Raw genomic sequence first — 26,552 nt, 5'->3', positions numbered from 1 at the left:
GAGAGGGGAAACGTCATGCCAGGGCCGCTTAGCGGAGTTCGTGTGCTCGATCTGACCGGTGTGGTATCAGGTCCGTTCGCGACGATGTTTTTGGCCGATCAGGGCGCCGACGTGATCAAGATCGAGCCCATTGGTGGCGACATCACCCGCCGCAGCCGCGCCACCATCGACAAGCGCGGTGAGTTCTCGGCGTTGTTCATCTCATCAAACCGTGGCAAGCGTTCGCTTGCGCTCGACGTCAAGAGCGAAGCCGGTCGCGAGGTGCTTGCCAAACTTGTCGCGCAATCCGACGTGCTGGTGCAGAATTTTCGGCCCGGCACGATGGAACGCCTCGGGCTCGGCGCCGCCGAGTTGCGCGGCCGCTATCCGCGGCTGATTTACGTTTCCATCAGCGGCGTCGGCGAAACCGGCCCTTATGTCAAGAAGCGCGTCTACGATCCGATCATTCAGGGTCTCTCGGGGTTCGCCGACATCCAGTCGCAGCCCGTGACCAACCGGCCACAGATGATCAGAACCATCGTTTGCGACAAGACCACGGCCGTCATGACGGCACAAGCGGTTGCAGCAGCGCTCTATGCGCGAGAGAAGAGCGGACAAGGGGATCACATCCAGGTCGCGATGCTGGATGCAATGATCTCTTACCTCTGGCCAGAAGGTATGATGCAATACACTGTGGTGGGCGCCGAGGCTGCTGCGGCCGATCCCAATGATCGCCCCGACCTCGTGTTCAAGACCAGCGACGGCTACATCACTTGCGGTACTATCTCGGACTCGGAATGGCAGGGGTTTTGTCGCGCGACAGGTGATCCGGAGCTTGGCACCGACCCACGTTTTGCGACGCCGGCGGCGCGTTCCGTCAATGCGACTGCTCGCATCAACAAGATGGCTGAATACATCGCGCAGCACAACACCGCCGAATGGCTGGAGCGGCTCGATGCAGCGGACGTCCCCTGCGCGCCGATCCTGCGCCGTGGGGAGATCATTCACAACGAGCAGGTGATTGCGCGCGATCTCATTGCCGAGTTGGACCAGCCCAGTGTTGGTCGCATTCGACAGCCCAAGCCGGCCGCTCGCTTCGAAGTCAATCCGGCTGCGATCGGTGGCCCCGCCCCCCGAATCGGTGAGCATTCGCGCGAGATCCTGGGTGCGCTCGGCTATGACAATGCCGCAATCGAGAAGATGGCGACCGAAAAATCGGTCCGGATCTCGGGTTAAGCCGGCGGAGCTTTTGGCAGCACCGGCGTAATCGGAACGAGCGGAATGTTAGCTTCCTGGCCGAGCCGATAGGCAGGCCGGGCGTGGATGCGCTCCAGATAGGGCAGGGCGTTATCGCAGACGCCCACCTCATAGGTGATCGCCCATTCGAGACACGTGGTCAGCAGGATATCGGCGCTGGTGAACTGATCGCCCATCAGGTATCGGCGTCCATCGGCAAGCGCGACCTCCACATGGCGCAATTGCTCGCGGAAATACTCGCCTGCCCTGGCGACGACTTCGGGAGCAATGCCGTAGATGGTGCCAAGCCCATCTGCCCGATGGCGCCGCATTACATAGAGGCTAGTGGAATCAAGCTCTGCAACGATGAAGAAGCACCATTCCAGCCAGGCAGCATAGTCGCGCTGCTTTTCTGGGATCAGCGCCCGGTCCCGCGTGGAGTAAGTGCGTGACAGGTACGCGACGATGGCGGCACTCTCGCCGATGCAGAAATCGCCGTCCTGTAGCAGCGGAACCTTCTGCCGCGGATTGAGCGCGGTATATTCCGCCGTCTTGGTTTCCCCAGTACGCGGCCCAATCGGCTTGCTCGTGTAGGCGAGACCGAGCTCGTACATCGCCCAGTGCGCCCGTACGGTCCGGCTGGTGCCTGCTCCCCACAGCGTCAGATTCGGCATGGTGTCCATCTCACCATTTCTCCGCGGAAGGACGGAGGTCGAGTTCATGGGTCCAGCCATCTCTGGTCTGCTCGTGCGCGAACCAATAGGCTTCCGCGATCGATGATGTTTTCGTCAGGCTGTCCGGTGGAATCTCGCTCGCCTCCATGCCTTTAGCCGCCTTCATTCGGGCATGGATCGCCGGGCTGTCGACGCCGGCATCGATAATGAGGTGCACCACGTGGATATTTTTTGGGCCCAATTCCCGGGCCATTGACTGCGCGACAGCGCGTAGACCGAATTTCGCGCTGGCGAAGGCCGCATAGCCCGTTCCGCCGCGGAGGCTGGCGGTCGCGCCGGTGAACAGGATGCTGCCCCGACCGCGCGATACCATGTAGCGTGCGGCCTCGCGGCCGACCAGAAATCCGGCGTAACAGGCGAGTTCCCACGCTTTAGAGAACAGCTTCTCGGTTGTCTCCAGTAAAGGCTTGTTGACGTTCGATCCGGCGTTGAAAAGGCAGACCTCGATTGGCCCGATCTCCTTCTCGATGCGCGCGAATATTTCCTGAACCCCGGATTCCTGGCGAGCATCGACACTAAAGGCGTGAATCCTGTGACCCGCCGCTCTCAGCTCCGCCACGAGCGCCTGCGATTTTGCTGCCTCCCGCCTGCAGATACAAACGGTATATCCGCCCTTCGCAAAGCGGCGGGCGACGGCCGCCCCGATCGCGTCGCCAGCGCCGACAAGTATCGCCACTCCGCGGGCTCTCGCCATCTCAATTCCTCCCCCATAAGTTCGTATTTGAAACTGTGTAAATAGACTGTGTCGACGATGCTGTAAACGGCGTCTGCGAGTGAGAGAACCAGTTTCGATGCACAGGCCAGGTAAATCAATCTGAAAATGTCGATTGACTAGTTCTAAAAAAGAACGTTCAATCGTCGTTAGATGCGGTGATTGAGCGGGCTGCCGGCGCTAAGCCAAAGACGCCAGACCTAGCCTGATCGGAGGAAGAGCCATGCAAAAGCGGAGCGCGACCGTCGCTGTGATCGGCGCCGGTGACTATATCGGTGCCGAGATCGCGAAGAAATTTGCTTCGGAAGGCTTCACGGTCTTCGCCGGTCGCCGCAACGGCGACAAGCTGGAGCCCTTGGTCAAGGAAATCGAGAAGGCAGGGGGCGAGATTCATGCGCGTTCGCTCGACGCGCGCAAGGAAGATGAGATCGTTTCATTCCTCGGCGATGCCGACAAGCACGCTCCGCTCGAGGTCTGCATCTTCAACATCGGCGCCAATGTCAATTTTCCCATTCTCGACACCACTGAACGGGTGTTCCGCAAAGTTTGGGAAATGGCGTGCTATTCCGGCTTTCTCGCGGGGCGCGAAGCCGCGCGGCTGATGCTGCCCCGCGGCAAGGGCAACATCTTCTTCACAGGCGCGACCGCCAGTCTCCGCGGCGGAACGGGCTATGCGGCGTTCGCCAGCGCAAAGTTTGGCCTTCGCGCGGTTGCGCAGGCGATCGCGCGCGAATTGGGCCCCAAGAACATCCACGTCGCGCACCTCGTCATCGATTCCGGCGTCGATACCGAATGGGTTCGCCAGAGACGGATCGAGGCGCTTGGGCCGAATGCACTGGACAATCCCGACCTGCTGATGCCCCCAGCCTCCGTCGCAGAATCGTATTGGCAGCTCTATCAACAGCCCCGCAGCGCGTGGACGTTCGAGATGGAAATTCGACCGTTCGGCGAAAAGTGGTAACGAGGCCTTTCGATGGAGCTTAAGCTTTCGAAAGAGGATGCTGCTTTCCGCGATGAAGTGCGTGCATTCATCGTGGAGCACTATCCGCAGGAAATGCGGGTGCCGAACCCGGAGACCGACCTGACCAAGGAGCAGACGCTCCTTTGGCATCGCATCCTCTACAAGAAGGGCTGGATCGCGCCGCTGTGGCCGAAGGAATATGGTGGGCCCGGCTGGTCGATCACGCAGCGCTTCATCTTCGAGCAGGAAACCAGCCGAGCCGGGACGCTGCCGCCTTTGGCATTCAGCGTCACCATGGTCGGGCCCGTCATCTACACTTTCGGTAGCAAGGCGCAGAAGGAGAAATTCCTGCCGCGCATTCTCTCCGGCGAGGACTGGTGGTGTCAGGGCTATTCGGAGCCCGGCTCAGGATCGGACCTTGCGTCGGTCAGAACCAAGGCCGTACGTGATGGCGACCATTACGTCGTCAACGGCCACAAGACCTGGACGACGCTGGCGCAGCACGCCGACTGGATCTTTTGCCTGGTGCGGACCGACCCGGCGGCCAAACCGCAGGCCGGCATATCCTTTCTCCTGATCGATATGAAATCGCCCGGCGTGACCGTGCGCCCGATCATCACCATCGACGGCAGCCACGAGGTCAATGACGTCTTCCTGGAAAATGTCCGCGTTCCGATCGAAAACCTGATCGGTGAGGAGAATAAGGGCTGGACCTACGCAAAATTCCTGCTCGGAAACGAGCGCACCAGTATGGCTGGCATCGGCCGTTCGACGCGCTACCTGGATCGGCTGAAGCAAATCGTGAAGGCCGAGATTCCCGAAGAAGATCCGACGTATCTCGAATTCGTGCGGGATATCGCACGGATCGAGCTGGACGTGTTGGCCTTGGAAGCAACCGAGCTTCGCGTGGTGGCACAAATGGCCCGCGGGATCGATCCAGGCGCCGCCGCGTCGTTGTTCAAGATTTGGGGTACGGAGATCTTCCAGAACATCACCGAGCTGACGCACCGGGCAATCGGTAATTTCGGTCTGGCGATCCGGGAGCATCCCGTCAGTGCCAACCACTTCATGCCGGGCCCGGCCTACGGTCACACTGCGTCCGAGAAGTACCTGAACTCACGCAAGCTCTCGATCTACGGCGGATCGAACGAGATCCAGCGCAACATCATCGCCAAGGCCGTGCTCGGACTTTAGGCCGAGCGGAGTACGGGGGATCGGATGGATATTCAGTTCACGGAAGAGCAGGAACTATTGCGGTCCAGCGTGCAGCGGCTTCTGCGGGATCGATACGACTTTGAAGCGCGTCGCAAGATCGTAGCCAGCGAAGAAGGCTTCAGTCGCAAGCACTGGGCCTCGTTCGCCGAACTCGGCCTGCTTGCCGCACCTTTTTCGGAGGATGCGGGCGGCCTCGGCGGTGGTCCCCTGGCGACCATGATCGTGATGCGGGAATTCGGCCGTCACCTCGTGGTCGAGCCATTTTTGGAGACGGTCGTTCTGGCCGGCGGCCTGATCGAGAGTGAAGCCTCGCCTGCACAGAGGGATCAGTTCATTCCCAACATCATCTCCGGGAAATCAATCTGGGCGCTGGCCTGGGCAGAAAAGAGCTCGCGCTACGATTTCGCTGACGTCACCACAACGGCGCGCCGCGAAGGTACTGACTATGTCCTGAACGGCGAAAAGGCGGTCGCGATCGCGGCCCCCTGGGCGGATTACCTGATCGTCTCAGCACGCACCTCGGGCCACCGTCTCGATTCGGAAGGCGTCAGTCTGTTCATCGTTGATCGTCGCGCCGCCAATCTTCACCTGCAAGGCTTCAAGACGATCGACGGCCGCCGAGCGGCCGAGGTCAGCCTCAAGGACGTGCGCGTCGGCAACGATAGCTTGCTAGGCGAAGAAGGAGGGGGCGCCGCCGCGCTAGAAGCGATTTCCGAACGCGTCATTGGCGCGCTGTGTGCCGAGGCCGTCGGCGCGATGGCCGAATTGAACTCGGCGACGCTGGAATACACCAAGACGCGAAAGCAGTTCGGCGTGGCGCTCGGCACCTTCCAGGTTTTGCAGCATCGGATGGTAGACATGTTCATCGCGCATCAGGAAGCGGTGTCCCTGATGCAGCATCTCAACTTAGGTCTGGCGGCAAACGAATCGGGCCTATCGAGACTGGCGTCGGGAGCCAAGGCAAAGGTCGGCTACGCCGCTAGATTCGTGGCCGATCAGGCCGTGCAACTGCATGGCGGCATGGGCATGAGCGACGAGCTCAATGTCGGCCACTACTTCAAGCGGATTTCTTCCATCAACATCCAGTACGGCGATCCCGCATTCCATGTTCTGCGCTATGCGCAGACCGATGCGGCCGCTTAAATCAGAGGCAAAATATGACAGAAGCAGTCATCGTATCGACCGCGCGCACCGGGGTCGGGAAGGCCTACCGCGGGGCGTTGAACAACACCGACGGACCGACCATGGCGGGCCATGTGATCGCGGAAGCCGTCAGGCGCGCCAAGATCGAGCCCGGCGAAGTCGAGGACATCGTGATGGGTTGCGCGATGCAGCAGGGCACCATGGTTATGAACGTCGCTCGCAAAGGCGCGATCCGTGCCGGATTGCCGGTGACGGTTGCCGGCACGACCATTGATCGGCAATGCGCATCCGGCTTGCAGGCCATCGCGGTCGCCGCGCGCTCGATCATGCTTGACGGCGTCGATGTCGCCATCGGAGGCGGCATCGAATCCATCAGCCTCGTCCAGAACGAGTATATGAACAAGTTTCACGCTGTCGACGCCGATTTGATGGCGATGAAGCCGGAAATGTACATGTCGATGCTGGAGACCGCCGAAGTGGTCGCCGAGCGCTACAAGATCGGGCGCGACCGCCAGGATGAATATTCGCTCGAATGCCAGCGTCGCGTCGGAGCCGCGCTGCAGGGTGGGCGCTTCAGTGACGAGATCGTTCCGATCACGACGAAAATGGCTGTCGTCGACAAGGACACCAAGGAGATCTCCTACCAGGAGGTTACCCTGGCACAAGACGAAGGTCCGCGCCCGGAGACCACGGCCGAGGGCTTGGCCAAAATCAAGCCGGTGTTCGAAGGCAAGACCATCAGCGCCGGCAATGCCAGCCAGCTCTCCGATGGCGCGTCGGCTTGCGTAATCATGAGCGACAAGATTGCTGCAAAGAAGGGAATCCAACCGCTTGGCATTTTCCGCGGCTTCGTCGCCGCGGGTGTCGAGCCCGACGAGATGGGGGTCGGGCCGGTGGCCGCGATCCCTCGCTTGCTGAAACGGCACGGCTTGCGAATCGACGATATCGATCTGTGGGAGCTGAACGAGGCCTATGCGGTTCAGGTGATCTACTGCCGCGACAAGCTGGGCATTGATCCGGACAAATTGAACGTCAATGGTGGGGCGATCGCCATCGGCCACCCCTATGGCATGACGGGCTCGCGACTGGCCGGCCATATCCTGATCGAGGGCCGGCGCCGCAAAGCGAAATTCGGCGTGGTGACGATGTGCATCGGCGGCGGCATGGGCGCGGCCGGGCTTTTCGAGATCGTGCACTGATCGGAAACTGGAGGCTTACGTGAAGACAGCTATCACTGAACTATTTGGCATCCAGCATCCGATTATTCAGGGCGGCATGCATTATGTCGGCTTTGCCGAACTGGCTGCAGCGGTGTCCAACGCCGGCGGCCTTGGCATCATCACCGGCTTGACGCAGAAGACGCCGGAGCTGTTGGCCAAGGAGATCGCGCGCTGCCGCGATATGACGGACAAGCCGTTCGGCGTAAACCTCACCTTCCTGCCGACCTTTTCGGCGCCACCCTATCCCGAATACATTCAAGCCATCGCCGAAGGCGGCGTCAGGGCCGTCGAGACCGCGGGCCGCAGTCCCGAGCAATACATGCCAGCGCTCAAGGCGGCCGGCATCAAGGTGATCCACAAGTGCACGTCCGTCCGGCATTCGCTCAAAGCCCAGGAAATCGGGTGCGACGCCGTCAGCGTCGACGGTTTCGAATGCGGCGGTCATCCCGGCGAAGACGACATGCCCAACATGATCCTGTTGCCGCGCGCCGCCGATGAGCTGTCGATCCCATTCGTGGCGTCGGGCGGCATGGCGGATGCCCGCAGCCTAGTCGCGGCGCTGGCGATGGGCGCGGCAGGCATCAATATGGGCACGCGTTTCATCGCTACCAAGGAAGCGCCGGTGCACGACAACGTCAAGAACGCGCTGTTGGAAGCTACCGAACTCGACACCCGCCTTGTAATGCGCAACTTGCGCAACACCGAGCGTGTGTTGAAGAACAAGGGCGTCGATCGCCTGCTAGAGATCGAGCGTGAAAAGGGCAAGAGCCTGAAGATCGAGGACATCCTCGACCAGGTCGCGGGCGTCTACCCCAGGGTCATGATCGATGGCGACATGGATGCCGGGGCCTGGAGCTGCGGCATGGTCGTCGGCCTCATCCATGACATTCCAACGGTGAAGGAACTGATCGATCGCATCATGACCGATGCGGATGCGATCATCCGTCAGCGACTAACCGGCTTCCTCGATGCCGACGAAAATTCCGTCCGAAAGGGGGCTTGAGGCGACAGACGTCCGCTAACGAGGTGGCGGATTGCTGATGGTCCTGGGCCGGGAGGCTGCGTATCATGACCGATGGATCAATTTCGATCGACACCGGAACGAACGAACTACTCTGTTCGGTCCGAGATCGCGTTGCCATTATCACGCTGAACCGGCCCGAAGCGCGGAATTCACTATCGGACCATTTGACGCCGGCGCTGCGCCGGATGATCAGGCAGACTGGCAGCGATCCTGATGTCGGCGCTCTGCTGATCACCGGCGCCGGCACCGCGTTTTGCTCCGGCGGTGATGTCAAGGGTATGGGCACAAAGTCGTCCACGAGGCCCATGGCCTATGGAGACAAGGTCGTAGGCCTGATGGAAGGGCAGCGGACGCTGACCGGGGCGCTTGTTTCTCTCCGCAAGCCAACGATCGCGGCGCTTCCGGGGCCGGCCGCCGGCGCCGGCCTTGCCATCGCGCTTGCTTGCGATATCCGGATTGCCTCCGAATCTGCCTTAATGACTACTGGTTATGCCAAGATTGCATTGACCGGAGACTACGGAATTTCCTGGCTGCTGACCCGGTTGGCCGGGACGGCGCGCGCGAGAGAGCTGATGTATTTGTCAGAACGGATCGATGCCCGCCGCTGCGAGGCGTTTGGCCTTGTCAACCGTGTAGTACCCGATGCAGATCTGCTAAGCGAAGCGTTTGTCATCGCAAGAACACTCGCGAATGGTCCGGCCCATGCGTATGCAGCGATCAAAGACAATCTCGATCTGGCGCTGTCGACAGATTTTGTGACATCGCTGGACCATGAAGCCAAAAACATGGTCATGGCGGCGGAGACTGCACAGCATGCTGAAGCCGTAAAGGCGTTCATCGAGAAGCGCGCGCCTGATTTTCGAGGCATTCCATGAAGACAGCAATTGTCATCGGAGTGGGCCCAGAGCGGGGACTGGGGCCCAGTTGTGCAAGAGATTCGCCGCTGAAGGTTTGAGGGTGATAGTCGCCGGCCGTACGAAACTCGCGCTCGAGACGATCGCAAATGACATTACCTCATCGGGCGGACAGGCTCTCCCGATAGTGGCGGATGCGACGAACGAAGCCGATGTAGTAGCAATGTTCGACAGAGCCGGCGATGAACTCGATCTGGCGATCTATAATGCGGGCAACAACACACCCGGGCGTATTCTGGAGATGGAAGCGGGGTACTTCGAGCAAAGCTGGCGTGTCGTCTGCTTCGGTGGGTTCCTGTTTGGCCGCGAGGCCGTTCGCCGCATGCTGCCGAACAAGGCCGGCACGCTTTTGTTTACCGGCGCCAGTGCTTCGCTGCGCGGAAAAGCGGGGTATGGCGCGTTCAATTCGGCGAAAGCTGGCCTGCGGATTCTCGCGCAGGCCATGGCAAAGGAATATGCCAGCGAAGGGATCCATGTAGGGCACGTCGTTGTCGACGGAGCCATCGCCGGTGACAAGATCTTCAAGCGCATACCCGACGCAGCCCAGCGGGAGAACAGCCTGGTCAGTATCGAGGGCATAGTCGACGCATTTGCGTTCCTCTACCGGCAATCACCGCGAGCATGGTCGTTTGAAGTTGATGTCCGTACCTCCCAGGAAAGGTGGTGATCGCCGTCAGGCCGGTGCGTCATTCATGGGAGGCGGGCCCGTGGCCGCCTGAAATTTCTCAGCGTCATGACGTGCGAATTGCAATCCGTGGCCTATGCTCCGCTTCACGGTGCAGGAAGGTGATGGACTACGAACTGGCGTTTGGAATCGTCACCAAGGGTAAAGGCGCGAACATTTCGGCTGCGAAGGCGCGCGATCACATATTTGGCTAAACGATTTTCAATGGTTTTTCCGCGCGAGATGCCCAGCTCATAGAGATGGCAGGCCGGCTCGGGCCGGCCAAGGGTAAAAGCTTTGATGGGGGCAATGTGCTGGGACCCTGGATCGTCACGCCTGACGAAATTGACGACTCCGACAAACTCAGGATGGAAGCTCGCGTGAACTGAGAACTACGTTCTCAAGGTACCAGCGAAGGCGTGCTTTTCTCGTTCGAGGAAATCATTGCACACGTCACCCTGGATGAGACGTTGATGCCCGGCGAGTTCATCGAGTCCGACACGGTTGGCAATGGCTGCGGCCTCGAACTCGGCTGGTACCTCGAGCATGGAGAGAGCATTGAGCTCGAAGTCGAGAAGATCGGCATCCTGAAGAACCGCGTGGAACGCCGGACTGGTTGATATCGATGACGACTTGCAAAACGCAAGTCATCATGTATTGTGCCTGCAAGGGCCGGAGTGTGCATCTGCAGGTGCGGGGCCGGAAAACAGGAGGCAACTTTGTCCGAGGAAGCGATGGTTGCGCGCGAGGAGCGTGGCAATATCTCCGTTTTGACGATGGTTTACCGGCCGTACAATCTGCTCGGCCCGAAGCTCATCAACGCTATCGTGGAGCAGGTGGAAGCATCGCGAAAGGCGGGTAGCCGTGCCATCGTGATCCGGAGCGGATTGCGCCACTTTTCTGCCGGCGCCGACCTGGACATCTTTGACAAGCGCGTAGCGGAGGGCACATCTGATCAGAGCGGTGAAAATCGGCTGCTGAGCGGGGTCGAGTTCCTCCGCTTCATGGAATTATTGCCGATTCCGTTGATCGCCAGCGTTCATGGCGTTTGCCTCGGCGGCGGGCTCGAGCTCGCGCTGTCATGCGACTATGTCATCGCAGCTTCGTCAGCAAAGATCGGCTCGGTCGAGGCGACGCTTGGGTTGCATCCGCTACTTGGCGGAATCCAGCGGCAAGTTCAGCGGATCGGGGCACAGCGAGCCAAAGAGATGTCGATGTTGGCACGGCGCTACGATGCGCCGACATTGGAGAAGTGGGGCCTGATTAATCTTACCGTGCCCGAGGAATCCTTGGAAAAGGCGACGATGTCTATCGCGGAGGAGTTCGCGCAGGGGCCGACGGTAGCGCACGCGGCGACCAAGGAGCTAGTGCATATTGCGGTCAACGACGGTGTGGTGGCGGCAGACGAGGCGATGGCAAGAGTGCAGGCGCCGATCTGGGCATCGGAAGATCTGAAAACCGGTCTTGCGTCATTCCGCAAGAACGGCCCGGGTCTCGCCAAGTTCGCGGGGCGCTGACATGGGCGGTCCTCTCAACGGAATCCGTGTCGTCGACTTCTCCCGTGTGTTGGCAGGCCCCTTATGCGCGCGAACCTTGCAGGATCTCGGTGCCGAGGTCATCAAGGTGGAGCCGCCAAGCCCGGACGTCTCACGCTTCGCCTTTCCCTCAACCGACGGGATGTCGGGCTATTACGCGCAGCAGAACGCCGGTAAACGCAACGTCAGCATCAATCTCAATGTTCCCGGTGCTTATGAACTCGCACTGAAGCTCTGCGATACCGCCGATGTCGTCGTGGAAAACTTCCGCGCGGGCACGCTTGGTTTCTTCGGCCTTGATTATGAAACCCTGTCCAAGCGCAATCCGCGATTGGTATATGCCTCGATCACTGGCTATGGCCAGGGCGGACCCTGGCGCAGCCGGATGGCCTATGCGCCGACCGTGCAGGCCGAGGCCGGCTTCACCGAAAACAGCATTCGTCACTATGGAGAGGCGTTGACTGAACCGCGCACGGACAGCCTCTCGCACGCGGACGTCTACGCCGGCCTGCAGGCCACCATCGCGATTCTTGGCGCGCTGAATAGCCGCCAAAGGACAGGTCAGGGCCAATATATCGATGTCGCGATGGCTGCGACACTGCTCGCGGTCAACGAACGTGCACATGTCGATCTTTCCGACGATGATATTGGAGCCGAGCCCGCCGTGCTCGGCGCGACGGACTGCTCATTCTTTACCGGACCTAATGGAGAGCATTTCACGGTTGCGACGAGCATTATCGGCAGCCGGACCTTCCCATCCTGGCTGCGCGCGATGCGTCGCGTGGATTTGATGGACGACCCGCGCTTTGCGAGCGCGGCCGCGCGTCGCTTGAATTTCGGTGTGCTGCACCAGATGATCCAGTCGTGGATCTTGACCTTCCCCGACATGGCGACGCTCGATGCCCAATTCGACGAAGCCAAGATCGCGATGGGCGAGATCCGCTCGATCAAGGAACTGAGCGCGTCGGAATGGAGCGATTATTGGGGCGCAGTGCAGCACGTGCCGGACCGCAGCGGCGGCGAATATCGACTGCCGGGTCGGCCGTGGCGGTTCTCGGCGGAGGAGTTGAAGCCGATCGGAGCACCTGCGTTCCAGGGAGAGCACAATTTCGAGGTGTTCAGCGAGCTGGGCGTGAGCCAGGAGGAACTGAGACGCTTGAGCGAAGCGGGTGTGCTGGTCACGCATCCCCGCGCTCTGGAGCCCGAGATTGGCGTCAAACCGCCGGCCGAGTCGGGCTATGCGGCATGAGATCCGAGAGAACCATTCGGCTGCGAAGGTTTGCAACCCGCTAGCTGGCACTGGACATACTGGGATTCCGCTCAATATGGTATGAGCTGAATTCGAAGCTAGGAAAACTATGTCCGGTGCGAAGCAGAGCCGTCTTGCCAATAAGGAATGCTCCATGGCTCGTGCCATGGAGGTGGTCGGCGACCGCTGGTCCATCCTGATTCTCCGTGAAGCCTATTATGGCGTGAAGCGGTTCGATGAGTTCGAACACTACATTGGCATTGCTCCCAATATCTTGAGCAATCGCTTGAAGAAGTTCGTCGATGCTGGTGTGATGACGCGCGTGCCGCTGCCCGAACATTCCGGACGATACGAGTACGTACTGACCGAGAAGGGGCGCGCTTTCTTTCCGGCCTACCTGGCTCTCAAGAAGTGGGGCGATGATTGGCTCGCAGAGCCTGAGGGACCGCAGGTCGTCTTCCGCGATCGTGTCGCTGGGCGCCCGATTGAATTTCCCGTACTGCGGACGTCCAGCGGCAAGCCTCTGCGGCTCGAGGACGTCGAAGTGGTGCCGGGCTCGGGCGCCGTTCCCTTCAATCGCAAGCGATTTGGTGGCACGGCTTCCGCGGAAGCCTCGGCTGGTGTGAGGGCAAGCGCCCAAAGACGAAAGCGGAAGTAACGGCTTGCCAAGATGTAGCTAAAGCGGCCGGGAGAACGCAGCAGCCGTGGCCCGCTCCGCTTTTGCTGGAGCTGAGCCCCGCTCTACTGCCAGCGCCGAAAAATGATGCTCGCGTTGACGCCTCCAAAGCCGAAACCGTTGGAGATCGCATGCTCCATCGTCATGGGCCGGGCCTGACCGGCGACAAGGTCGACACCTGCCGCGGCGGCATCGCAAGTTTCGAGATTGAGAGTAGGTGGCGCGACTTGATCGCGCAGCGCCAGAATCGTGAAGATTGCTTCCGCTCCGCCGGCCGCTCCGAGCAGATGGCCAGTTGCGGATTTGGTGGCACTCACGGCAATCTGCCCCTCGCGGCCGAAGACCGCCTTGATCGCCTCCAGTTCGGATACATCGCCAACTGGCGTTGACGTGGAATGCGCGTTGAGGTGCTGGACGTCACCGGGTTTGAGGCCGGCCTGCCGCAATGCGCCTTCCATGGCGCGGCGCGCACCGTCGCCGTCCTCGGGCCCTGACGTGATGTGGTACGCATCTGCCGTCGTTCCGTAGCCGACGATTTCCGCAATCGGCTTTGCGCCGCGGCGGATCGCATGCTCCAGATCTTCTATGACCAGGACGCCCGCGCCTTCGCCCATGACAAAGCCGTCGCGATCACGGTCGAAGGGACGGGAAGCGCGGGCGGGCGTTTCATTGAAGCCGGTCGAAAGCGCACGCGCAGCGGCGAACCCGCCCAGGCTCACGAGATCGATGCAGGCTTCCGAACCGCCGCAAACCGCGGCGTCGGCTTCTCCAGATCGGATCAGGCGTGCGGCATCGCCGATTGCCTGCACGCTCGCGGCGCAGGCGGTGACCGGCGCGCCGATGGGACCCTTGAAGCCGTAGCGGATCGAGATGTGGCCAGCCGCGAGATTTGCGAGAAAGGACGGCACGGTGAAAGGCGAGAGACGCCGGACCCCGCGCTGGTCTGTGGTGCGGACCGCTTCCACGATCGCCGGAAAGCCTCCGATGCCGGAAGCGATCACTGTCGCCGTGCGCTCGAGCGAATGCGCATCGGACGGAGTCCATTCCGCCTGGGCAATGGCCTCGGCCGCGGCGGCAAGCGCGAACAGGATGAAGCGATCCATCCTTCGCTGATCCTTAGGCGCGACGGTCAGATCCGGATCGAATCCGCCCTCTTGATCTTTGGCCCTTGTCGGCACCATTCCTGCGACCCGCGCCGGCAGGGCCGCCGCCCACTCGGGAAGGGCGGCAAGCCCCGAACGGGCCGCGAGCAGCCGTGACCACGCCAGCTCGCTGCCGCAACCCACCGGCGATACCAATCCCAATCCCGTAACGACGACTCGGCGCATCACGGATTCCGTCTCACGAGGAAAGCGCAAGTAGCGCGCGTCTGGTCTCGGTCCGGATCAGATTCGCCCGATACTCCGCCGAAGCGTAGCGATCCGAGAGGCATTCGGTGGTCTCGCTCAGCAATGTGGCCGCCTGGTCGATATTCTCCCGCGACAACGTCTTTCCGGTCAGGAAATCGGCAGCGGCCTGGCCGGCGAAAGCGTGGTTCGCCGCGCCTGTCACGCCGAGGGAGACCTCGGCCACCACGCCGTCTCGCATGCGCACGCCGACCGCAATGCCCACGACAGCAAAGCCGCTCGCGGGATGCCGGATCTTTCGGTATATGAAGCGCATGCCGGCTGTCGGCCGCGGGATATGAATGCTGGTGAGAACCTCGTCCGGTTCCAGCACAGTAGAAAAGATATCGACAAAGAAATCCTGCGCCGCGACCCGTCTGTGGCCGTTCGCGCCGGCGATCTCGATCTCTGCCTTCAGCGCGACGACGACCGCCGGCCAGTCAGCCGCCGGATCGGCATTCGCAAGCGAGCCGCCGATCGTGCCACGGTTGCGCACCTGGGGATCGGCTATCAGACTCGCCGCCTGGCGAAAGATGGGCAATTCCTCGAACAGCGTCTCTGATGCAAGCAGGTCGGCATGCCGCGTCAGCGCGCCGATCCTGACTCCGGCTTTGCCGATCTCGATGCCCTTGAGCTCGGTGATGCCTCCGATATCGATCAGAAGTTCGGGCGACGCCAGCCGCAGCTTCAGGGCCGGAAGCAAGGTATGGCCACCGGCCAGGAGCTTCGTCCCGTCGGGATCTTCCCGCAGCAGATCGATGGCCTGGGCGAGCGAAGCCGCGCGGACATAGTTGAAGGCTGCCGGGATCATTGGAGTTCTCCCGAGCGCGCCTCTTGTACCGCCTTCCAGATTCGCGGCGGCGTCAGCGGCATATCGAGATGTTTGATACCGAACGGTGACAACGCATCGAGTACGGCGTGGACCATGCAGGGGGGCGCCGCGATCGAGCCACTCTCGCCGATGCCCTTGACGCCAATCGGATTGGTCGGCGAGGGCGTCTCCTGGAACTGCGAACGGATGTTCGGCACGTGCTCGGCGCGCGGAACGGCATAGTCGAGCAGCGAGCCGGTCAGGAGTTGTCCATTGTCTGGATCGTAGCTGACCTCTTCATAGAGCGCCTGCGCGATGCCCTGCACGACGCCACCATGAATCTGGCCCGCCGCGAGACGTGGATTGATCAGGGTGCCGACGTCGTCAACCGCGACATAGTCGAGAATGTCGACGATGCCAGTCTCAGGATCGACCTCGACGTAGGTGAGGTGGACGCCTGACGGCGAGCCCATACCGGTTGGGTCGTAAAACTCCGTTTCGTCCAGGCCCGGTGTAACGCCATCCGGCAGCTTGTGGCCGACATAAGCCATGCGGGCCACCTTCGAGAACGTTAACGGCGCGATATCCGTGCCAGGCACGCTGAACGCACCGGCGGAATAGGAAACGTCCTTCTCATCCACTTCCAGCATGCTCGCCGCGATCTTCTTTGCTTTGGCCACGACGCGCTGCGAGCACACATGCACACTGGATCCGCCGACCGCCATCGAGCGGGAATTGAACGTGCCGTGGCCGGCCTGCACTTGCCGCGTGTCCCCCTGCACGATGTCGATGTCCTCAACGGGAATCTGCAGCACGTCCGCGGCAATCTGCGACAGCGACGTGATATGGCCCTGACCCTGGCTCATCGAGCCTGAATAGATCGTAGCCCGGCCGCTGGAATCGATGCTGACCCGCGCACTTTCCCAGCCGCCGCGATCAAATCCGCTGAGCGCCAGCCGCCGCGACGGCGCCATGCCACACATATGCGTATAGGCGGCGATGCCGACGCCGCGATAGACACCGCTGGCACGCAAGGCATCACATTCCTTTCGGCGCCCTTCGTAGTCGAAGGCGGCAAGCGCCTTGTCGAGCAGTCCCTGATAATTGCCGCTGTCGTACATCACGCCCGTGCTGCCATACGGTCGATACGGAAATTCCGCTGCTTGAACGAAATTCTTCCGCCGCACCTCGACCTGGTCGAGATGAAGGTGGCGCGCGACCGCATCGATCGCCCGCTCGGCGATATAGGCGCCCTCTGGTCGTCCATAGCCGCGATAGGCATCCACCGGCACCGTATTGGTGACAACGACTCGGGATATCGCCTCGTAGTTATCGATCTTATAGGTTCCGGTACCGAAGTTGACGGTGTTCACGGTGGGACCGCCGCTCGCCATGTTCGATAGATAGGCGCCGACATTACCAAGGGTCTCGACTTTCAGGCCTAGGATCTTGCCGTCGTTTTTGAACGCGATCTCGATATTTTCCGTGTGCGCGCGACCGTGGCTGGTCGATTGATGGCTTTCGGAGCGGCTTTCCCACCATTTGACTGGCACGCCGAGCTCGCGTGCGAGATAGGGGCAGAGCAAGTCTTCAGGGTAGAGGTGCATTTTGGCGCCAAACCCACCTCCGATATCAGGCGCGATCACCCGCAACTGATGCTCGGGAATGCGAACCGTCTCGGCGATCCAGCGCCGGTGCATGTGCGGAACTTGGCTGCCAATATAGACCGTCAGCGTCCCGTCTGGCTCCGGCGTGGCAACGATCGCGCGCGTTTCCATGCAGGTCGGGATCAGGCGGTTGTTGACGACGCGCAGTCCGATGACCTGATCGGCCTCGTTGGCGGCCTTCTGGTAGTCGCCGCCACGCACCTTGTAGATCGTAGTGATGTTGCCGGGAACGTTGTCATGAAGTTGCGGCACGTCCTGCCGGATAGCGGTCTCTTCGTCGATCACGGCAGGCAGCACTTCGTAACCGACGTCGATCAGCCCGACGGCGTCGTAGGCTTCGGCCAACGTTTCCGCCACTACCAACGCGACGCATTCGCCGACAAAGCGGACGCGGTCGGTCGCGACTACAGGGCGGAACGGCACCTTGCTGCCCGGAAGAACCCAGTTCGGAACAATCGGGCCAATCTTGCCGGCGAGCGCCATCCCGGAAAGGACCAAGCGAACCCCTGGTGCGGCTTTTGCTGCAGAGAGATCGACGCTTCTAATCTCGGCGTGGGCGTGCGGCGATCGCAGTACCGCCATGTGCAGCATGCCCGGCAGCCTGACGTCATCGACGTAGCGGCCCTTGCCAGCGAGCAGCTTGAAATCTTCGCGCCGCTTTAAGGGCCGACCGATATGGCGGATCGCAGGCGTGTCGTTCAAGGCTGCTGCTCCTTCGCTGCGAGGCTTTCAACGGCGCGGACAATGTTGTGATAGCCGGTGCAGCGGCAGATATTGCCGGCAAGTCCATGGCGGATGTCGTGCTCGCCGGGATTGGGATGATCCCTCAGGAGCTGCCGTACGCTCATCACCATGCCCGGCGTACAGAAGCCGCATTGCAGCGCGTGATGTTCGTGAAAGGCGGCCTGAACAGCGCTGAGTTCGCCACCGGGATCGGTCAATCCCTCGACTGTGGTGATCGACGCGCCGTCCGCCGTCACGGCCAGTACCGTGCAGGATTTGACCGCCAGTCCATCGATTTCGACGGTGCAGGCACCGCATTGGGAGGTGTCGCAGCCGACATGGGTGCCGGTGAGGCCAAGATCCTCCCGGATCAGATGGACCAGCAACTTTCGCGCTTCAACGAAAACCGTCTTGCGCGATCCGTTTATCTCGAATGTCACCAAGTGCCGGCTGTGAGGGTCGGGCATTTATCCTCCTGGGATCGGCGCGCGGTTTTTGTTATCCAATAGCCACTCTAATAATAAGAGTGACAAAAATGCAAGACATTTCTTGTCGATGTTCGCGGCTTGGCGCTTGGATGGCGTCCCGAGCATGATTATTCTGCTGAGAAGTGTTGTTAGGAGGGATGATGCGCTCGAAGGGCTTTGAAGGAATGGCGTGCTCGATCGCCGGCGTATTGAACGCTGTCGGTGACCGCTGGGCCATGCTCATCCTGCGCGATCTGTCACTGGGATTGAGCAGATATGAGGAGTTGAGGAAGTCGACCGGCGTCACACATGCCACCCTGTCCGATCGGCTCAAGCATCTCGAAGAAAATGAACTGCTCGAGCGGCGTCGGTATCAGACCGGCCCTGAACGCTACGAATACCTTCTGACCCGAAAGGGCAGGGACATTATCCTGGTGATCCAGGCGCTTGCCCAGGTCGGGGACAAGTGGGCGATTACGGGGGATGCGGGTCCGCCGCTCAAATTCATCAACAAGAACAGCGGACGTCCGGTTAAGCTCGCTCTTGTCGATGACAAGTCGGGCGAATTGGTACGCATGAGGGATGTCCGGCCGCTGGCCGGACCAGGGGCTGACGACCTTGTTCGGTGGCGGCTCGCCAAGTTCGACCAGCGATGATTCGGATTGCAGAAGGTGGACCGGGGCTGAGCTTCCCGATAGAAAATCGGCAAGCGACACCATTTGGGCCGCTTGCCAAGTGCTTTTTGCGAGCTGGCCTCGACTAGCGAACGATACGCTGGACGGCGATTGCAGTGGCTTCACCGCCGCCGATGCAGAGTGCGGCGACGCCGCGTTTGAGGTTCTGCGCTTCCAGCGCATGCAGCAGCGTCACGATCAATCGCGCGCCGGTGGCGCCGATCGGGTGGCCGAGCGCGCAGGCGCCACCATGGACGTTGAGCTTTTCGCGGGGAATGCCGAGGTCCTTCTGCGCGGCCATCGCCACCACCGCAAAGGCTTCGTTGATTTCAAACAGGTCGACGTCGCCGACGCTCCAGCCGACCTTGTCCAGGAGCTTGCGGATCGCCGGGATCGGCGCGGTGGTGAACCATTGCGGTTCTTGGCTATGGGTGGCATGGCCCCTGATTTCCGCCAGTGCCGGCAGTCCCTCGCGATCGACGAGCGAGCGCTTCGCCAGGATCAGGGCGGCGGCTCCGTCGGCGTTCGCCGAGGAAGCGGCAGGCGTGATGGTGCCGTTGGCGCGGAACGCCGCCTTCAAGCCTGGGATCTTGGCAGGGTCTACCTTCAGCGGATGCTCGTCATTGGCGATGACGCGCGGCCCTGCTTTTTCGGTCAGAGTGATCGGTGCGATCTCGGCCTTGAACGCGCCGCTTTCCACGGCCTTGCGTGCTCGGATCAGCGTCTCCATCGCATAGGCGTCTTGGTCCTTGCGGGTGAACTGATAGGCTTCGGCCGTGGCCTCGCCGAAGTCCCCCATCGAACGGCCGGTCTCATAGGCATCTTCCAGGCCGTCCATCAACATGTGGTCGATGATCCGGTCGTGGCCGGCCCGATAGCCGGCGCGCGCCTTTGCCAGCAGATATGGCGCGTTGCTCATGCTCTCCATGCCACCGGACAGCACGATGGCGGCAGAGCCCGCATTGATGATGTCGTGGCCGAGCATGGTCGCCTTCATGCCGGAGCCGCAAACCTTGTTGATCGTGGTGGCCCCGGTCGCATCAGGCAGCCGGGCGCCGCGCGCAGCCTGGCGGGCCGGCGCCTGACCCTGGCCGGCCGGCAGCACGTTACCCATGAAGACCTCGTCGATCCGCTCCGGCGCGAGCTTGGCACGCTCCAGCGCTGCCGCGATCGCGTGAGAGCCGAGCTTATGTGCCGAGAGCGGCGACAACTCACCCATGAAACGTCCCAAAGGCGTGCGTACGGCCGAAAGAATGACAACGGGATCGGTGACTGCGGACATGATGAAATCTCCCCGACAAGCGGTGTTGTTTGTATGACGATAATCATATAACTTGGCTCATCTTGCAATGAAATGTTGCGGGGAGGCATGGCGCAAAATCCAGGACTGAAACGCCGTCGCCGATGCTTAGATGTCGGCTGGAATCGGAGCGGCCGGCCATGGGGCGTTTGGCGTCTGATGAGCCGCCCAACAGATCTTCTGCAAATCGGATGAAGCACGATGCGTTACGTGAGAGATCATAAGCGTCAGACCCGCGACCGGATCGTCGAGAATGCCTCCTACGGTCTGCGCAAGAAAGGTGCCGAAGCGCTCAGCGTTGTCGATTTTATGCAGCTCGTCGGTCTGACACATGGCGGCTTCTATAACTATTTCGCGTCCCGTGCGGCTCTCGTTGCTGAAGCAACTGGCTTTGCAATGGATCAGACGATCGAGCGCTGGAAGCGGCTGACGAATGGGAGCGCTGTCCCGACGTGCGTTGATGCGATCGTTGCCGATTACCTCAGTCCTCGCCACCGTGACGATTCCACGCACGGTTGCGCGCTTCCGGCGCTCGCCGCCGACATCGGGCGATCAGAAGCGCGGGCACGCCGGAGCTTTGAGCGTAAGCTGGATCAAATGGTCGACGTCCTAGCTGAGCTAAATTCCGGCGGTTCTTCTCAAGAGGCACGCCAGATCGCCACAGGCATCATCTCGACCATGGTAGGTTCAATTCTGCTCGCCCGTGCTGTCAACAGCAAAGCAGCTTCTGACCATATTCTTGGGGCCGGTCGAGAGATCGTTGGTGAACTTGGTGCTCGACGGTCCGACCGCGCGGCCAGCAGCTTAGTTCGAAAAAGTGATCGTGATGGCGCTTCTGTTCCACACCGAGGTGTTCGGTGAGGCCCGCTCCTATGTTTTCGCCGGATCTTCGCGCCCCACGTTCTCCGGAGATTTCGGCAGTGTAGGATAGTCGGTATAACCGTGGGCATCCGGACCGTAGAAAGTTTCGGGGCGGGGCTGATTGAGCGGCGCGCCGAGCGCCAAGCGCTTAGGCAGATCCGGATTGGCAATGAATGCCTTTCCGAAGGCAACCGCATCGGCCCAACCCGCATCGAGAACCGCCTGGGCGGTTTCCGCAGTGAAACCTTCATTTGCAATGTACTTTCCGCCGAAGGCGGCCTTGAGAGACGGTCCCAAGCTGTCGGGTCCCAAGCGCTCGCGAGCGCAGATGAAGGCGATGCCGCGCCGTCCGAGTTCAGCTGCCACGTATCCGAACGTCGAGGCACGGTCGGAGTCGCCCATGGAATGCACGTCAGCCCGAGGCGCAAGATGCATTCCCACCCGGTCGGGTCCCCATACCGACACTGCAGCATCTGTGGCCTCGAGCAAGAGCCTGGCGCGGCTTTCGATTGAGCCTCCGTACCGATCCGTCCTTTGGTTGGAGCTATCTTGGAGGAATTGGTCCAGCAAATACCCATTCGCGCCGTGGAGCTCCACGCCATCGAAGCCAGCTATCTGGGCAAACTTGGCAGCATTGCGAAATGCTTCGACAACGTCCAAGACTTCTTCTGTCGTAAGCGGGCGCGGCACGCTGAAAGCCCGTTCCGGACGGACAAGGCTGACGTTGCCTTTCGCGGCGATGGGGCTGGGGCCGACCGGCGCCTGACCATCCAGGAATATTGGATCGGAGATCCGGCCGACGTGACAGATCTGCATGAAAATCCGCCCCCCACGTGCCTTCACCGCGCGTGTAACGGCTTTCCAGCCCTCGACGTGGTCTGCCGACCAAATGCCGGGAACGCCGGCATAGCCCACTGCCTGAGGCGAAACAGGAACACCTTCTGTGATGATCAGACCCGCCGAAGCCCTCTGCGCGTAATACTCCGCCATGATCGCATTGGGGATCCGGCTCTGGCCTGCGCGTAGCCTGGTCAGCGGGGCCATGATGACCCGGTTCGGCAGATGCAGATCGCCAATAGTTACGGGGTCAAACAGCGACGGCATTTAGCCTCCGGAATACGGTTGCAAGGCGTTCGCGCGAAGTTGTTGATCGGGAGGTTCAAACATCCTGTCGCGGCGATCGTGGAAATCGCTCGCGATCGACTGTTTCGACGGGATCACCCCGGCAGCCCCATCTGCTTGCGAAGGCTTTTGTCGAACATTCCTTCAGGCACAAAACGACGAAGGATGCTCACCTGGCGCGCAACCTTTCCGCAGGTGTATCGCCGACGAGGTGATGGCGTTGTCGCGGCCAAAATCACCTTCTCGGCAACAACCTCGGGACTCTCGGCTGTATTCATCACATCGCGTAGCAGCGCGCTGGCTCGGGTTCGCGCCGACACATATTCCTTCAGGTTCCGGTCCGGAAGCACCATGTTCTGCTCAAACGAGGTGCGGGTATAGGCCGGCTCAAGCAGGCAAACGCGAACGCCAAAGATCCGCACTTCGTGGTCGAGAGATTCGGAGTAACCCTCGATGGCATGCTTCGTAGAAGAATAGAGGGCGGAAAACGGCGCAGGTATCAATCCCAGGACAGAACTAATGTTGATGATCCGTCCGGCTTTTCGATCTCGCATGGTCGGGAGGACCGCATTTGTCATGCGCATCACTCCGAAGACGTTCACGTCGAACAAGGCCTTGGCCTGATCGGCCGAGGATTCTTCGGCCCCGCCCAGCAAGCCGAAGCCTGCGTTGTTCACCAGAACATCGATCCTGCCGGTCGCAGCCAGTACCTTGTCGACGGCCGCTTTCACCGAGGCGTCGTCCGTCACATCGCAGCTTAGCATCTCAGGATCGCTCGCGGCAGCTCGTCGGCTGGTCCCGAACACCCGGAATCCCGCCTCGCGCAATGCTCTTGCGGAGGACAGCCCGATTCCCGTCGAAGCCCCGGTCACGATCGCCACTTTTCCGTCCTGTCGCACAGAAGCTCTCCGTTGACGCAGTTGAACCCTAGATTAGATTAAGATATACATATCACATGATTTACATCATACAATAGGCTGTTCGTTCGGAGGGCCTGCATGCGGTATGCCAAGGGGCACAAGGATAGTTCGCACGAACGGATACTGAAGGTCGCCGCAAGGAAATTCCGGCGACAAGGCATTGCGGCGACTGGAATGACGGGAATTATGTCCGAGGCGGGCCTTACGAATGGCGGCTTCTATTCTCACTTCGGCTCGAAAAGCGATCTCGTTCGGGAAGGGCTTGAGCGGGCGCTGGACGAGCAGTTGCGGCGACTGAGTGAAGCCGACGTTGTCCCCGGGGAACTGAGCACGCTGATCCGGTCTTACCTGTCTGCGGAGCATCGCGATCGGCCGGACGTTGGATGCGCCTCGGCTGCACTGCTTCCAGAGATCGGTCGCCAACCTCGATCCGTCCGAAAGGCCTACACAGCTAGATTGCGCGAAATATTCGAGCAGCTAAAGAGGCGATTGCCGCGGAAAACGTCCAGCCGCGCCGCGCAAGAGGCCGCAATCGGAATTTTCGCTGTACTCGTCGGCTCTCTCCAGCTTGCTCGTGCCGCCGAAGACTCGTCGATGTCGGATGCGATACTTGCGGCTGGCATTCATGCAGCAAATGCGCTCGCGCTCGTACCTCAACAAGAGCGCTGAGCTTGTCTCGTCCGGCTTTCAGATAATCAGACCAAGTAAACGATCGAGATCAGGGAGGACACGAGTATGAAGAGCAAGGCGCCAATTCTGGTGACGAGCGCCGGTGGACAAACCGGCTCGGTTGGCCGAACCATTGTTCGCGGCCTGCTGCAGCGCGGCCTTCCCGTCCGTGCGTTCGTGCGGAAAAATGACGAGCGGGCGCAGAGTTTGCGCGACATGGGAGCCGAGGTGTTCGTGGGCGATCTCCTAAATCCGCGTGACGTCACGCAGGCCGTCAAGGGTGTGCGGCGCATCTATTTCAGCATGAGCCTGAACCCGTCCTACGCCGATGCCACCATCTTAATGGCCGCAGCGGCCAAGAAGGAAGGAGGCACCGAGATATTCGTCAACATGTCGGACTATGAGCAATGTTACATGACGCTCGAGACCATGTCGGCGCCGGACGCGGAGCGCATCGCCGTGCTGGGCGTGGACGTCCAGTGGTCGCCCCAGCAAAGGGCGCATTGGGCGGGCGAGCGAGCCCTCGATTGGTCAGGCCTGCCGATCGTTCATATCCAGGCGGCGATGTTCGTCGAGAACCCAATCACACTGTGGGTGCCGGCTATGACCATCAAGGAGGACGGCACGATCCGTCTGCCATTCGGCCTGGGAAAGACCGCGCCGGTGGCAACGGCCGACGTCGCTGATGTCTGTATTGAGGTGTTAGCTGACCCAGCCGGCCACGCTGGGAAGTCCTACGAGTTGACGGGGCCGGAACGAAAGGACATGTACGGGTTTGCCGAGGATTACTCGGCGGCGCTCGGTCGAAAGATCGAATACCTGCCGACGACGATGGAAGAGTTTCGGCAACGTATGCGTAAGCTCATGCCTCATATCGCTGAGCATCCTGCGTTGCATCTGGAAAACCTGTGCATGCAAAATGGCGGTGATCGGTATATTGCCGAGGTAACGCAGGACGTCGAGAAGCTGCTCGGCCGGCCGGCCACCACATTCAGGAAGGTCATTGAAAAGGAGGCGTGGCGCTTCGAGAGGGGGACGCCAAACCATCTGCAGCACCGCGAAGTGAAGGATCTGAACCCGACCCGTGTCTTGCAGGCATAGCGGCCTTGCCTCGCTCAAAACTCCGGACCTGAAAGCCCTAGAATGGAAAGCAGCGCATATAGGCGGCGAACAGATCTGCATCGCTTGGAACGATGAGCCGCGACTCGATCGCCTCCGCAAGCTCGAGATCGCGGCTAAGCACTCGAAGCCATGCCTCGCTATCGGCCGTGATCGAAAGCCGGGCGTCGCCGGCATGGGTTCCGGGCGTTACATCCAGAATCTTGTCGTTGATGCGCACTGTCCCTTGGAACGGAGTTTTTCCCGTAAAGGTCCAATGAGTGACCAGATCGAGCTTCTTTGCCTTTCCACGCTGGAAGCCGAGCCTCAGTGTAAAGAGGTACGCCTGAACGCTTCCGATCGGACGTCCTGCGCGCACATGCCGGATCGTCTTATTCGGGAACCGTCGTGGCGCACTCTCCTCGGCGTCCGATCCAGGAATCACGAACAGCGTCTCTTCTTTCTCGAGCAGAGGTTTGACCACATCATTCACATAGGACACCCGGTCATCAAGATATGGTCCGATTACATCCTCGCCAGCCGGGCAGACCGATACGCAATATGCAGCCTTGTACCCGGGCTTGAATGAGAGAGATTGCCAAATGCTCTGAGTCTCGGAAGGGCTCACGCGGGACCTGTAGTCCTTCGCGTCACGCGAGTCCGCAACCTCTTCGACCCATTTGGTAAAGTTTCCGAGAAAATCGTGGTAGTTGTGCGTGAAGCAGGTCTGAAAATCGAAGTACCCATCGTGCTTTATCGCGCCGACGGGGCAAGCTCCGACACATAGTCGGCATTCCAAGCAAGGATTATAGTCGATCGGCTGGTCATAGGCATCGATCTCGTCCGCCAGCAAGATCGTTCCAAGCAGGATGAAGCTGCCAAATTTCGGGTGGATGATGTTGCGATGAATCCCCATGCGACCCAGCCCGGCCTCGACGGCGACCGGCTTGTGCTGCACCATCATGATGCGTGCCTGGTCCATCTCCATGGGAAATGCGGCAACCGAATTGCAGGCCGCGATGCCGTGCTCCGCCAGGGCGCGGACAATTGCGCGCGAAGTCTCGTTCACATGGTCATAGGTTCCATGAAATTCCTCATTAGCCACCGAGCGAGTGGGAGAGCGTACCGGCTCGCGATTCATATGATATGCGATCGCCATCAAGGACTTCGTGCGGCCATAGACCTTTCGGATGTAGTCGACTTGGGGACTGATTGCCGGACGGCCAATCTCGACCAGCCCGACATCGTCCGCTCCACAGCTTATCGCGATCCTCTTGAAGAGCTCCGCCGACAGCGGCGCCGCGTCGGTCCGGGCCAGGCTGCGCGACCGAAAGGCCTTTACCGTCGGATGATCCTCAATGGTCAATTTTCGTCTCCTCGGATGCGTCGAGTTTCATTCCGACTGCGAAGCGACCGGCTATTGATGCAACGAAAGAATGCTGAGACTGCCACCAGGCGCTGCCCCATCCTCGATAGCGCTTGGCCCTGCACATCACACTGCAAATGACCAAACATTGCGCGGACGCTCATGTGTTTTCGCGACATCGGCGCCCTCTGATGACGGGGTAGGCCATCGACAGAGAGCCCAGCCGT

25 protein-coding genes and 1 pseudogene are annotated in these 26,552 nt (G+C 60.7%); 16 read left to right on the top strand and 10 right to left on the bottom strand.

The annotated features are described in order from the left end of the window. The first annotated feature begins 15 nt into the window (after positions 1 to 15). The gene (locus QW861_RS14710; RefSeq protein ID WP_316172587.1) at positions 16 to 1,215 is read left to right on the top strand and encodes a CoA transferase; all 1,200 of its coding nucleotides are present in this window, start codon (positions 16 to 18) and stop codon (positions 1,213 to 1,215) included. Here the strand turns inward: QW861_RS14710 and QW861_RS14705 are convergent. Both QW861_RS14705 and QW861_RS14700 read right to left on the bottom strand, forming a co-directional pair. Next, complete coding sequence (locus tag QW861_RS14705) at positions 1,212 to 1,889, bottom strand: glutathione S-transferase family protein (RefSeq protein WP_316169625.1); 678 nt, start codon at positions 1,887 to 1,889, stop codon at positions 1,212 to 1,214. The genes QW861_RS14710 and QW861_RS14705 overlap by 4 nt on opposite strands. 10 nt (positions 1,890 to 1,899) lie before the next feature. Further along, positions 1,900 to 2,643: an SDR family NAD(P)-dependent oxidoreductase gene (locus QW861_RS14700; protein WP_316172586.1), complete on the bottom strand. Its 744-nt coding sequence runs from the start codon at positions 2,641 to 2,643 to the stop codon at positions 1,900 to 1,902. Between the two features lie 241 nt (positions 2,644 to 2,884). Between QW861_RS14700 and QW861_RS14695 the strand changes: the two genes are divergently transcribed. The 11 genes and pseudogenes from QW861_RS14695 (at position 2,885) to QW861_RS14645 (ending at position 13,244) form a co-directional block, all read left to right on the top strand. Next, the gene (locus tag QW861_RS14695; RefSeq protein ID WP_315714199.1) at positions 2,885 to 3,622 is read left to right on the top strand and encodes an SDR family oxidoreductase; all 738 of its coding nucleotides are present in this window, start codon (positions 2,885 to 2,887) and stop codon (positions 3,620 to 3,622) included. Between the two features lie 12 nt (positions 3,623 to 3,634). After that, the gene (locus QW861_RS14690; RefSeq protein WP_316193219.1) at positions 3,635 to 4,816 is read left to right on the top strand and encodes an acyl-CoA dehydrogenase family protein; all 1,182 of its coding nucleotides are present in this window, start codon (positions 3,635 to 3,637) and stop codon (positions 4,814 to 4,816) included. A 24-nt stretch (positions 4,817 to 4,840) separates the two neighbouring features. Further along, the gene (locus QW861_RS14685; RefSeq protein ID WP_316172584.1) at positions 4,841 to 5,980 is read left to right on the top strand and encodes an acyl-CoA dehydrogenase family protein; all 1,140 of its coding nucleotides are present in this window, start codon (positions 4,841 to 4,843) and stop codon (positions 5,978 to 5,980) included. A gap of 14 nt (positions 5,981 to 5,994) precedes the next feature. After that, a complete protein-coding gene (locus QW861_RS14680) occupies positions 5,995 to 7,179 on the top strand; it encodes an acetyl-CoA C-acyltransferase (RefSeq protein ID WP_316172583.1) in 1,185 nt (394 codons plus the stop codon). A 19-nt stretch (positions 7,180 to 7,198) separates the two neighbouring features. After that, entirely contained in the window at positions 7,199 to 8,203 is a 1,005-nt protein-coding gene (locus tag QW861_RS14675; protein ID WP_316172582.1) for a nitronate monooxygenase family protein, read from the top strand. A 65-nt stretch (positions 8,204 to 8,268) separates the two neighbouring features. Continuing rightward, positions 8,269 to 9,099, top strand: coding sequence for an enoyl-CoA hydratase-related protein (locus tag QW861_RS14670; RefSeq protein WP_316172581.1), 831 nt, complete (start codon positions 8,269 to 8,271; stop codon positions 9,097 to 9,099). An 82-nt stretch (positions 9,100 to 9,181) separates the two neighbouring features. Then, complete coding sequence (locus tag QW861_RS14665; protein ID WP_316172580.1) at positions 9,182 to 9,805, top strand: SDR family NAD(P)-dependent oxidoreductase; 624 nt, start codon at positions 9,182 to 9,184, stop codon at positions 9,803 to 9,805. Between the two features lie 113 nt (positions 9,806 to 9,918). Beyond that, positions 9,919 to 10,422: pseudogene (locus QW861_RS14660) on the top strand (fumarylacetoacetate hydrolase family protein); the annotation flags it as partial. A gap of 99 nt (positions 10,423 to 10,521) precedes the next feature. Beyond that, a complete protein-coding gene (locus tag QW861_RS14655; protein WP_315714207.1) occupies positions 10,522 to 11,319 on the top strand; it encodes an enoyl-CoA hydratase/isomerase family protein in 798 nt (265 codons plus the stop codon). Position 11,320: 1 nt separating this feature from the next. Further along, positions 11,321 to 12,586, top strand: coding sequence for a CoA transferase (locus tag QW861_RS14650; protein ID WP_316193218.1), 1,266 nt, complete (start codon positions 11,321 to 11,323; stop codon positions 12,584 to 12,586). Positions 12,587 to 12,740: 154 nt separating this feature from the next. Beyond that, positions 12,741 to 13,244 carry a helix-turn-helix domain-containing protein gene (locus tag QW861_RS14645; protein WP_315714209.1) on the top strand — a complete coding sequence of 168 codons (504 nt, stop codon included), beginning with the start codon at positions 12,741 to 12,743 and terminating at the stop codon, positions 13,242 to 13,244. An 83-nt stretch (positions 13,245 to 13,327) separates the two neighbouring features. Here the strand turns inward: QW861_RS14645 and fabF are convergent, their stop codons facing one another. The 4 genes from fabF to QW861_RS14625 are packed head-to-tail and all read right to left on the bottom strand — an operon-like array spanning position 13,328 to position 18,315. Then, positions 13,328 to 14,590 (bottom strand): beta-ketoacyl-ACP synthase II, encoded by a 1,263-nt coding sequence (gene fabF, locus QW861_RS14640; protein ID WP_316172578.1) that lies wholly within the window; start codon positions 14,588 to 14,590, stop codon positions 13,328 to 13,330. Between the two features lie 13 nt (positions 14,591 to 14,603). Then, positions 14,604 to 15,458, bottom strand: a complete 855-nt coding sequence (locus tag QW861_RS14635; protein WP_315714211.1) for a xanthine dehydrogenase family protein subunit M — start codon at positions 15,456 to 15,458, stop codon at positions 14,604 to 14,606. Continuing rightward, entirely contained in the window at positions 15,455 to 17,827 is a 2,373-nt protein-coding gene (locus QW861_RS14630; protein ID WP_316172577.1) for a xanthine dehydrogenase family protein molybdopterin-binding subunit, read from the bottom strand. Before QW861_RS14630 ends, QW861_RS14635 begins: the two co-directional genes overlap by 4 nt. Next, positions 17,824 to 18,315: a (2Fe-2S)-binding protein gene (locus QW861_RS14625; protein WP_315714213.1), complete on the bottom strand. Its 492-nt coding sequence runs from the start codon at positions 18,313 to 18,315 to the stop codon at positions 17,824 to 17,826. The genes QW861_RS14630 and QW861_RS14625 overlap by 4 nt, the downstream gene beginning before the upstream one ends. A 158-nt stretch (positions 18,316 to 18,473) precedes the next feature. Between QW861_RS14625 and QW861_RS14620 the strand changes: the two genes are divergently transcribed. Next, a complete protein-coding gene (locus QW861_RS14620) occupies positions 18,474 to 18,971 on the top strand; it encodes a helix-turn-helix domain-containing protein (protein ID WP_316172576.1) in 498 nt (165 codons plus the stop codon). A 103-nt stretch (positions 18,972 to 19,074) separates the two neighbouring features. On the opposite strand, the gene QW861_RS14615 is transcribed toward QW861_RS14620, so the two are convergent. Next, positions 19,075 to 20,271: an acetyl-CoA C-acyltransferase gene (locus tag QW861_RS14615; protein WP_316169273.1), complete on the bottom strand. Its 1,197-nt coding sequence runs from the start codon at positions 20,269 to 20,271 to the stop codon at positions 19,075 to 19,077. Between the two features lie 219 nt (positions 20,272 to 20,490). Between QW861_RS14615 and QW861_RS14610 the strand changes: the two genes are divergently transcribed. Continuing rightward, the gene (locus QW861_RS14610) at positions 20,491 to 21,150 is read left to right on the top strand and encodes a TetR/AcrR family transcriptional regulator (protein ID WP_316193217.1); all 660 of its coding nucleotides are present in this window, start codon (positions 20,491 to 20,493) and stop codon (positions 21,148 to 21,150) included. A gap of 9 nt (positions 21,151 to 21,159) precedes the next feature. Here QW861_RS14610 and QW861_RS14605 read toward each other — a convergent pair whose 3' ends face one another. Beyond that, entirely contained in the window at positions 21,160 to 22,254 is a 1,095-nt protein-coding gene (locus QW861_RS14605; RefSeq protein WP_316193216.1) for an alkene reductase, read from the bottom strand. Positions 22,255 to 22,367: 113 nt separating this feature from the next. Further along, the gene (locus QW861_RS14600; protein ID WP_315714218.1) at positions 22,368 to 23,153 is read right to left on the bottom strand and encodes an oxidoreductase; all 786 of its coding nucleotides are present in this window, start codon (positions 23,151 to 23,153) and stop codon (positions 22,368 to 22,370) included. A 117-nt stretch (positions 23,154 to 23,270) separates the two neighbouring features. Here QW861_RS14600 and QW861_RS14595 point away from each other — a divergent pair, with 117 nt between their 5' ends. Beyond that, positions 23,271 to 23,861 carry a TetR/AcrR family transcriptional regulator gene (locus QW861_RS14595; RefSeq protein WP_315714219.1) on the top strand — a complete coding sequence of 197 codons (591 nt, stop codon included), beginning with the start codon at positions 23,271 to 23,273 and terminating at the stop codon, positions 23,859 to 23,861. A gap of 66 nt (positions 23,862 to 23,927) precedes the next feature. Continuing rightward, positions 23,928 to 24,962 (top strand): NAD(P)H-binding protein, encoded by a 1,035-nt coding sequence (locus QW861_RS14590; RefSeq protein ID WP_316169269.1) that lies wholly within the window; start codon positions 23,928 to 23,930, stop codon positions 24,960 to 24,962. Positions 24,963 to 24,999: 37 nt separating this feature from the next. On the opposite strand, the gene QW861_RS14585 is transcribed toward QW861_RS14590, so the two are convergent. Further along, positions 25,000 to 26,325: a 4Fe-4S binding protein gene (locus tag QW861_RS14585; RefSeq protein WP_316193215.1), complete on the bottom strand. Its 1,326-nt coding sequence runs from the start codon at positions 26,323 to 26,325 to the stop codon at positions 25,000 to 25,002. Positions 26,326 to 26,552 lie beyond the last annotated feature (227 nt).

Source organism: Bradyrhizobium sp. SZCCHNRI1029, assembly GCF_032487555.1.
Taxonomy (GTDB): Bacteria; Pseudomonadota; Alphaproteobacteria; order Rhizobiales; family Xanthobacteraceae; genus Bradyrhizobium.
Note: the sequence above shows the minus strand (reverse complement) of the source record. Positions and strands in the feature narration are given on the sequence as shown.

Coding starts and splice junctions, on each gene's coding strand:
- QW861_RS14710 (WP_316172587.1), top strand. CDS start 16: ATGCCAGGGCCGCTTAGCGGAGTTCGTGTGCTCGATCTGACCGGTGTG.
- QW861_RS14705 (WP_316169625.1), bottom strand. CDS start 1,889: ATGCCGAATCTGACGCTGTGGGGAGCAGGCACCAGCCGGACCGTACGG.
- QW861_RS14700 (WP_316172586.1), bottom strand. CDS start 2,643: ATGGCGAGAGCCCGCGGAGTGGCGATACTTGTCGGCGCTGGCGACGCG.
- QW861_RS14695 (WP_315714199.1), top strand. CDS start 2,885: ATGCAAAAGCGGAGCGCGACCGTCGCTGTGATCGGCGCCGGTGACTAT.
- QW861_RS14690 (WP_316193219.1), top strand. CDS start 3,635: ATGGAGCTTAAGCTTTCGAAAGAGGATGCTGCTTTCCGCGATGAAGTG.
- QW861_RS14685 (WP_316172584.1), top strand. CDS start 4,841: ATGGATATTCAGTTCACGGAAGAGCAGGAACTATTGCGGTCCAGCGTG.
- QW861_RS14680 (WP_316172583.1), top strand. CDS start 5,995: ATGACAGAAGCAGTCATCGTATCGACCGCGCGCACCGGGGTCGGGAAG.
- QW861_RS14670 (WP_316172581.1), top strand. CDS start 8,269: ATGACCGATGGATCAATTTCGATCGACACCGGAACGAACGAACTACTC.
- QW861_RS14650 (WP_316193218.1), top strand. CDS start 11,321: ATGGGCGGTCCTCTCAACGGAATCCGTGTCGTCGACTTCTCCCGTGTG.
- QW861_RS14645 (WP_315714209.1), top strand. CDS start 12,741: ATGGCTCGTGCCATGGAGGTGGTCGGCGACCGCTGGTCCATCCTGATT.
- fabF (WP_316172578.1), bottom strand. CDS start 14,590: ATGCGCCGAGTCGTCGTTACGGGATTGGGATTGGTATCGCCGGTGGGT.
- QW861_RS14635 (WP_315714211.1), bottom strand. CDS start 15,458: ATGATCCCGGCAGCCTTCAACTATGTCCGCGCGGCTTCGCTCGCCCAG.
- QW861_RS14625 (WP_315714213.1), bottom strand. CDS start 18,315: ATGCCCGACCCTCACAGCCGGCACTTGGTGACATTCGAGATAAACGGA.
- QW861_RS14620 (WP_316172576.1), top strand. CDS start 18,474: ATGATGCGCTCGAAGGGCTTTGAAGGAATGGCGTGCTCGATCGCCGGC.
- QW861_RS14615 (WP_316169273.1), bottom strand. CDS start 20,271: ATGTCCGCAGTCACCGATCCCGTTGTCATTCTTTCGGCCGTACGCACG.
- QW861_RS14610 (WP_316193217.1), top strand. CDS start 20,491: ATGCGTTACGTGAGAGATCATAAGCGTCAGACCCGCGACCGGATCGTC.
- QW861_RS14605 (WP_316193216.1), bottom strand. CDS start 22,254: ATGCCGTCGCTGTTTGACCCCGTAACTATTGGCGATCTGCATCTGCCG.
- QW861_RS14595 (WP_315714219.1), top strand. CDS start 23,271: ATGCGGTATGCCAAGGGGCACAAGGATAGTTCGCACGAACGGATACTG.
- QW861_RS14590 (WP_316169269.1), top strand. CDS start 23,928: ATGAAGAGCAAGGCGCCAATTCTGGTGACGAGCGCCGGTGGACAAACC.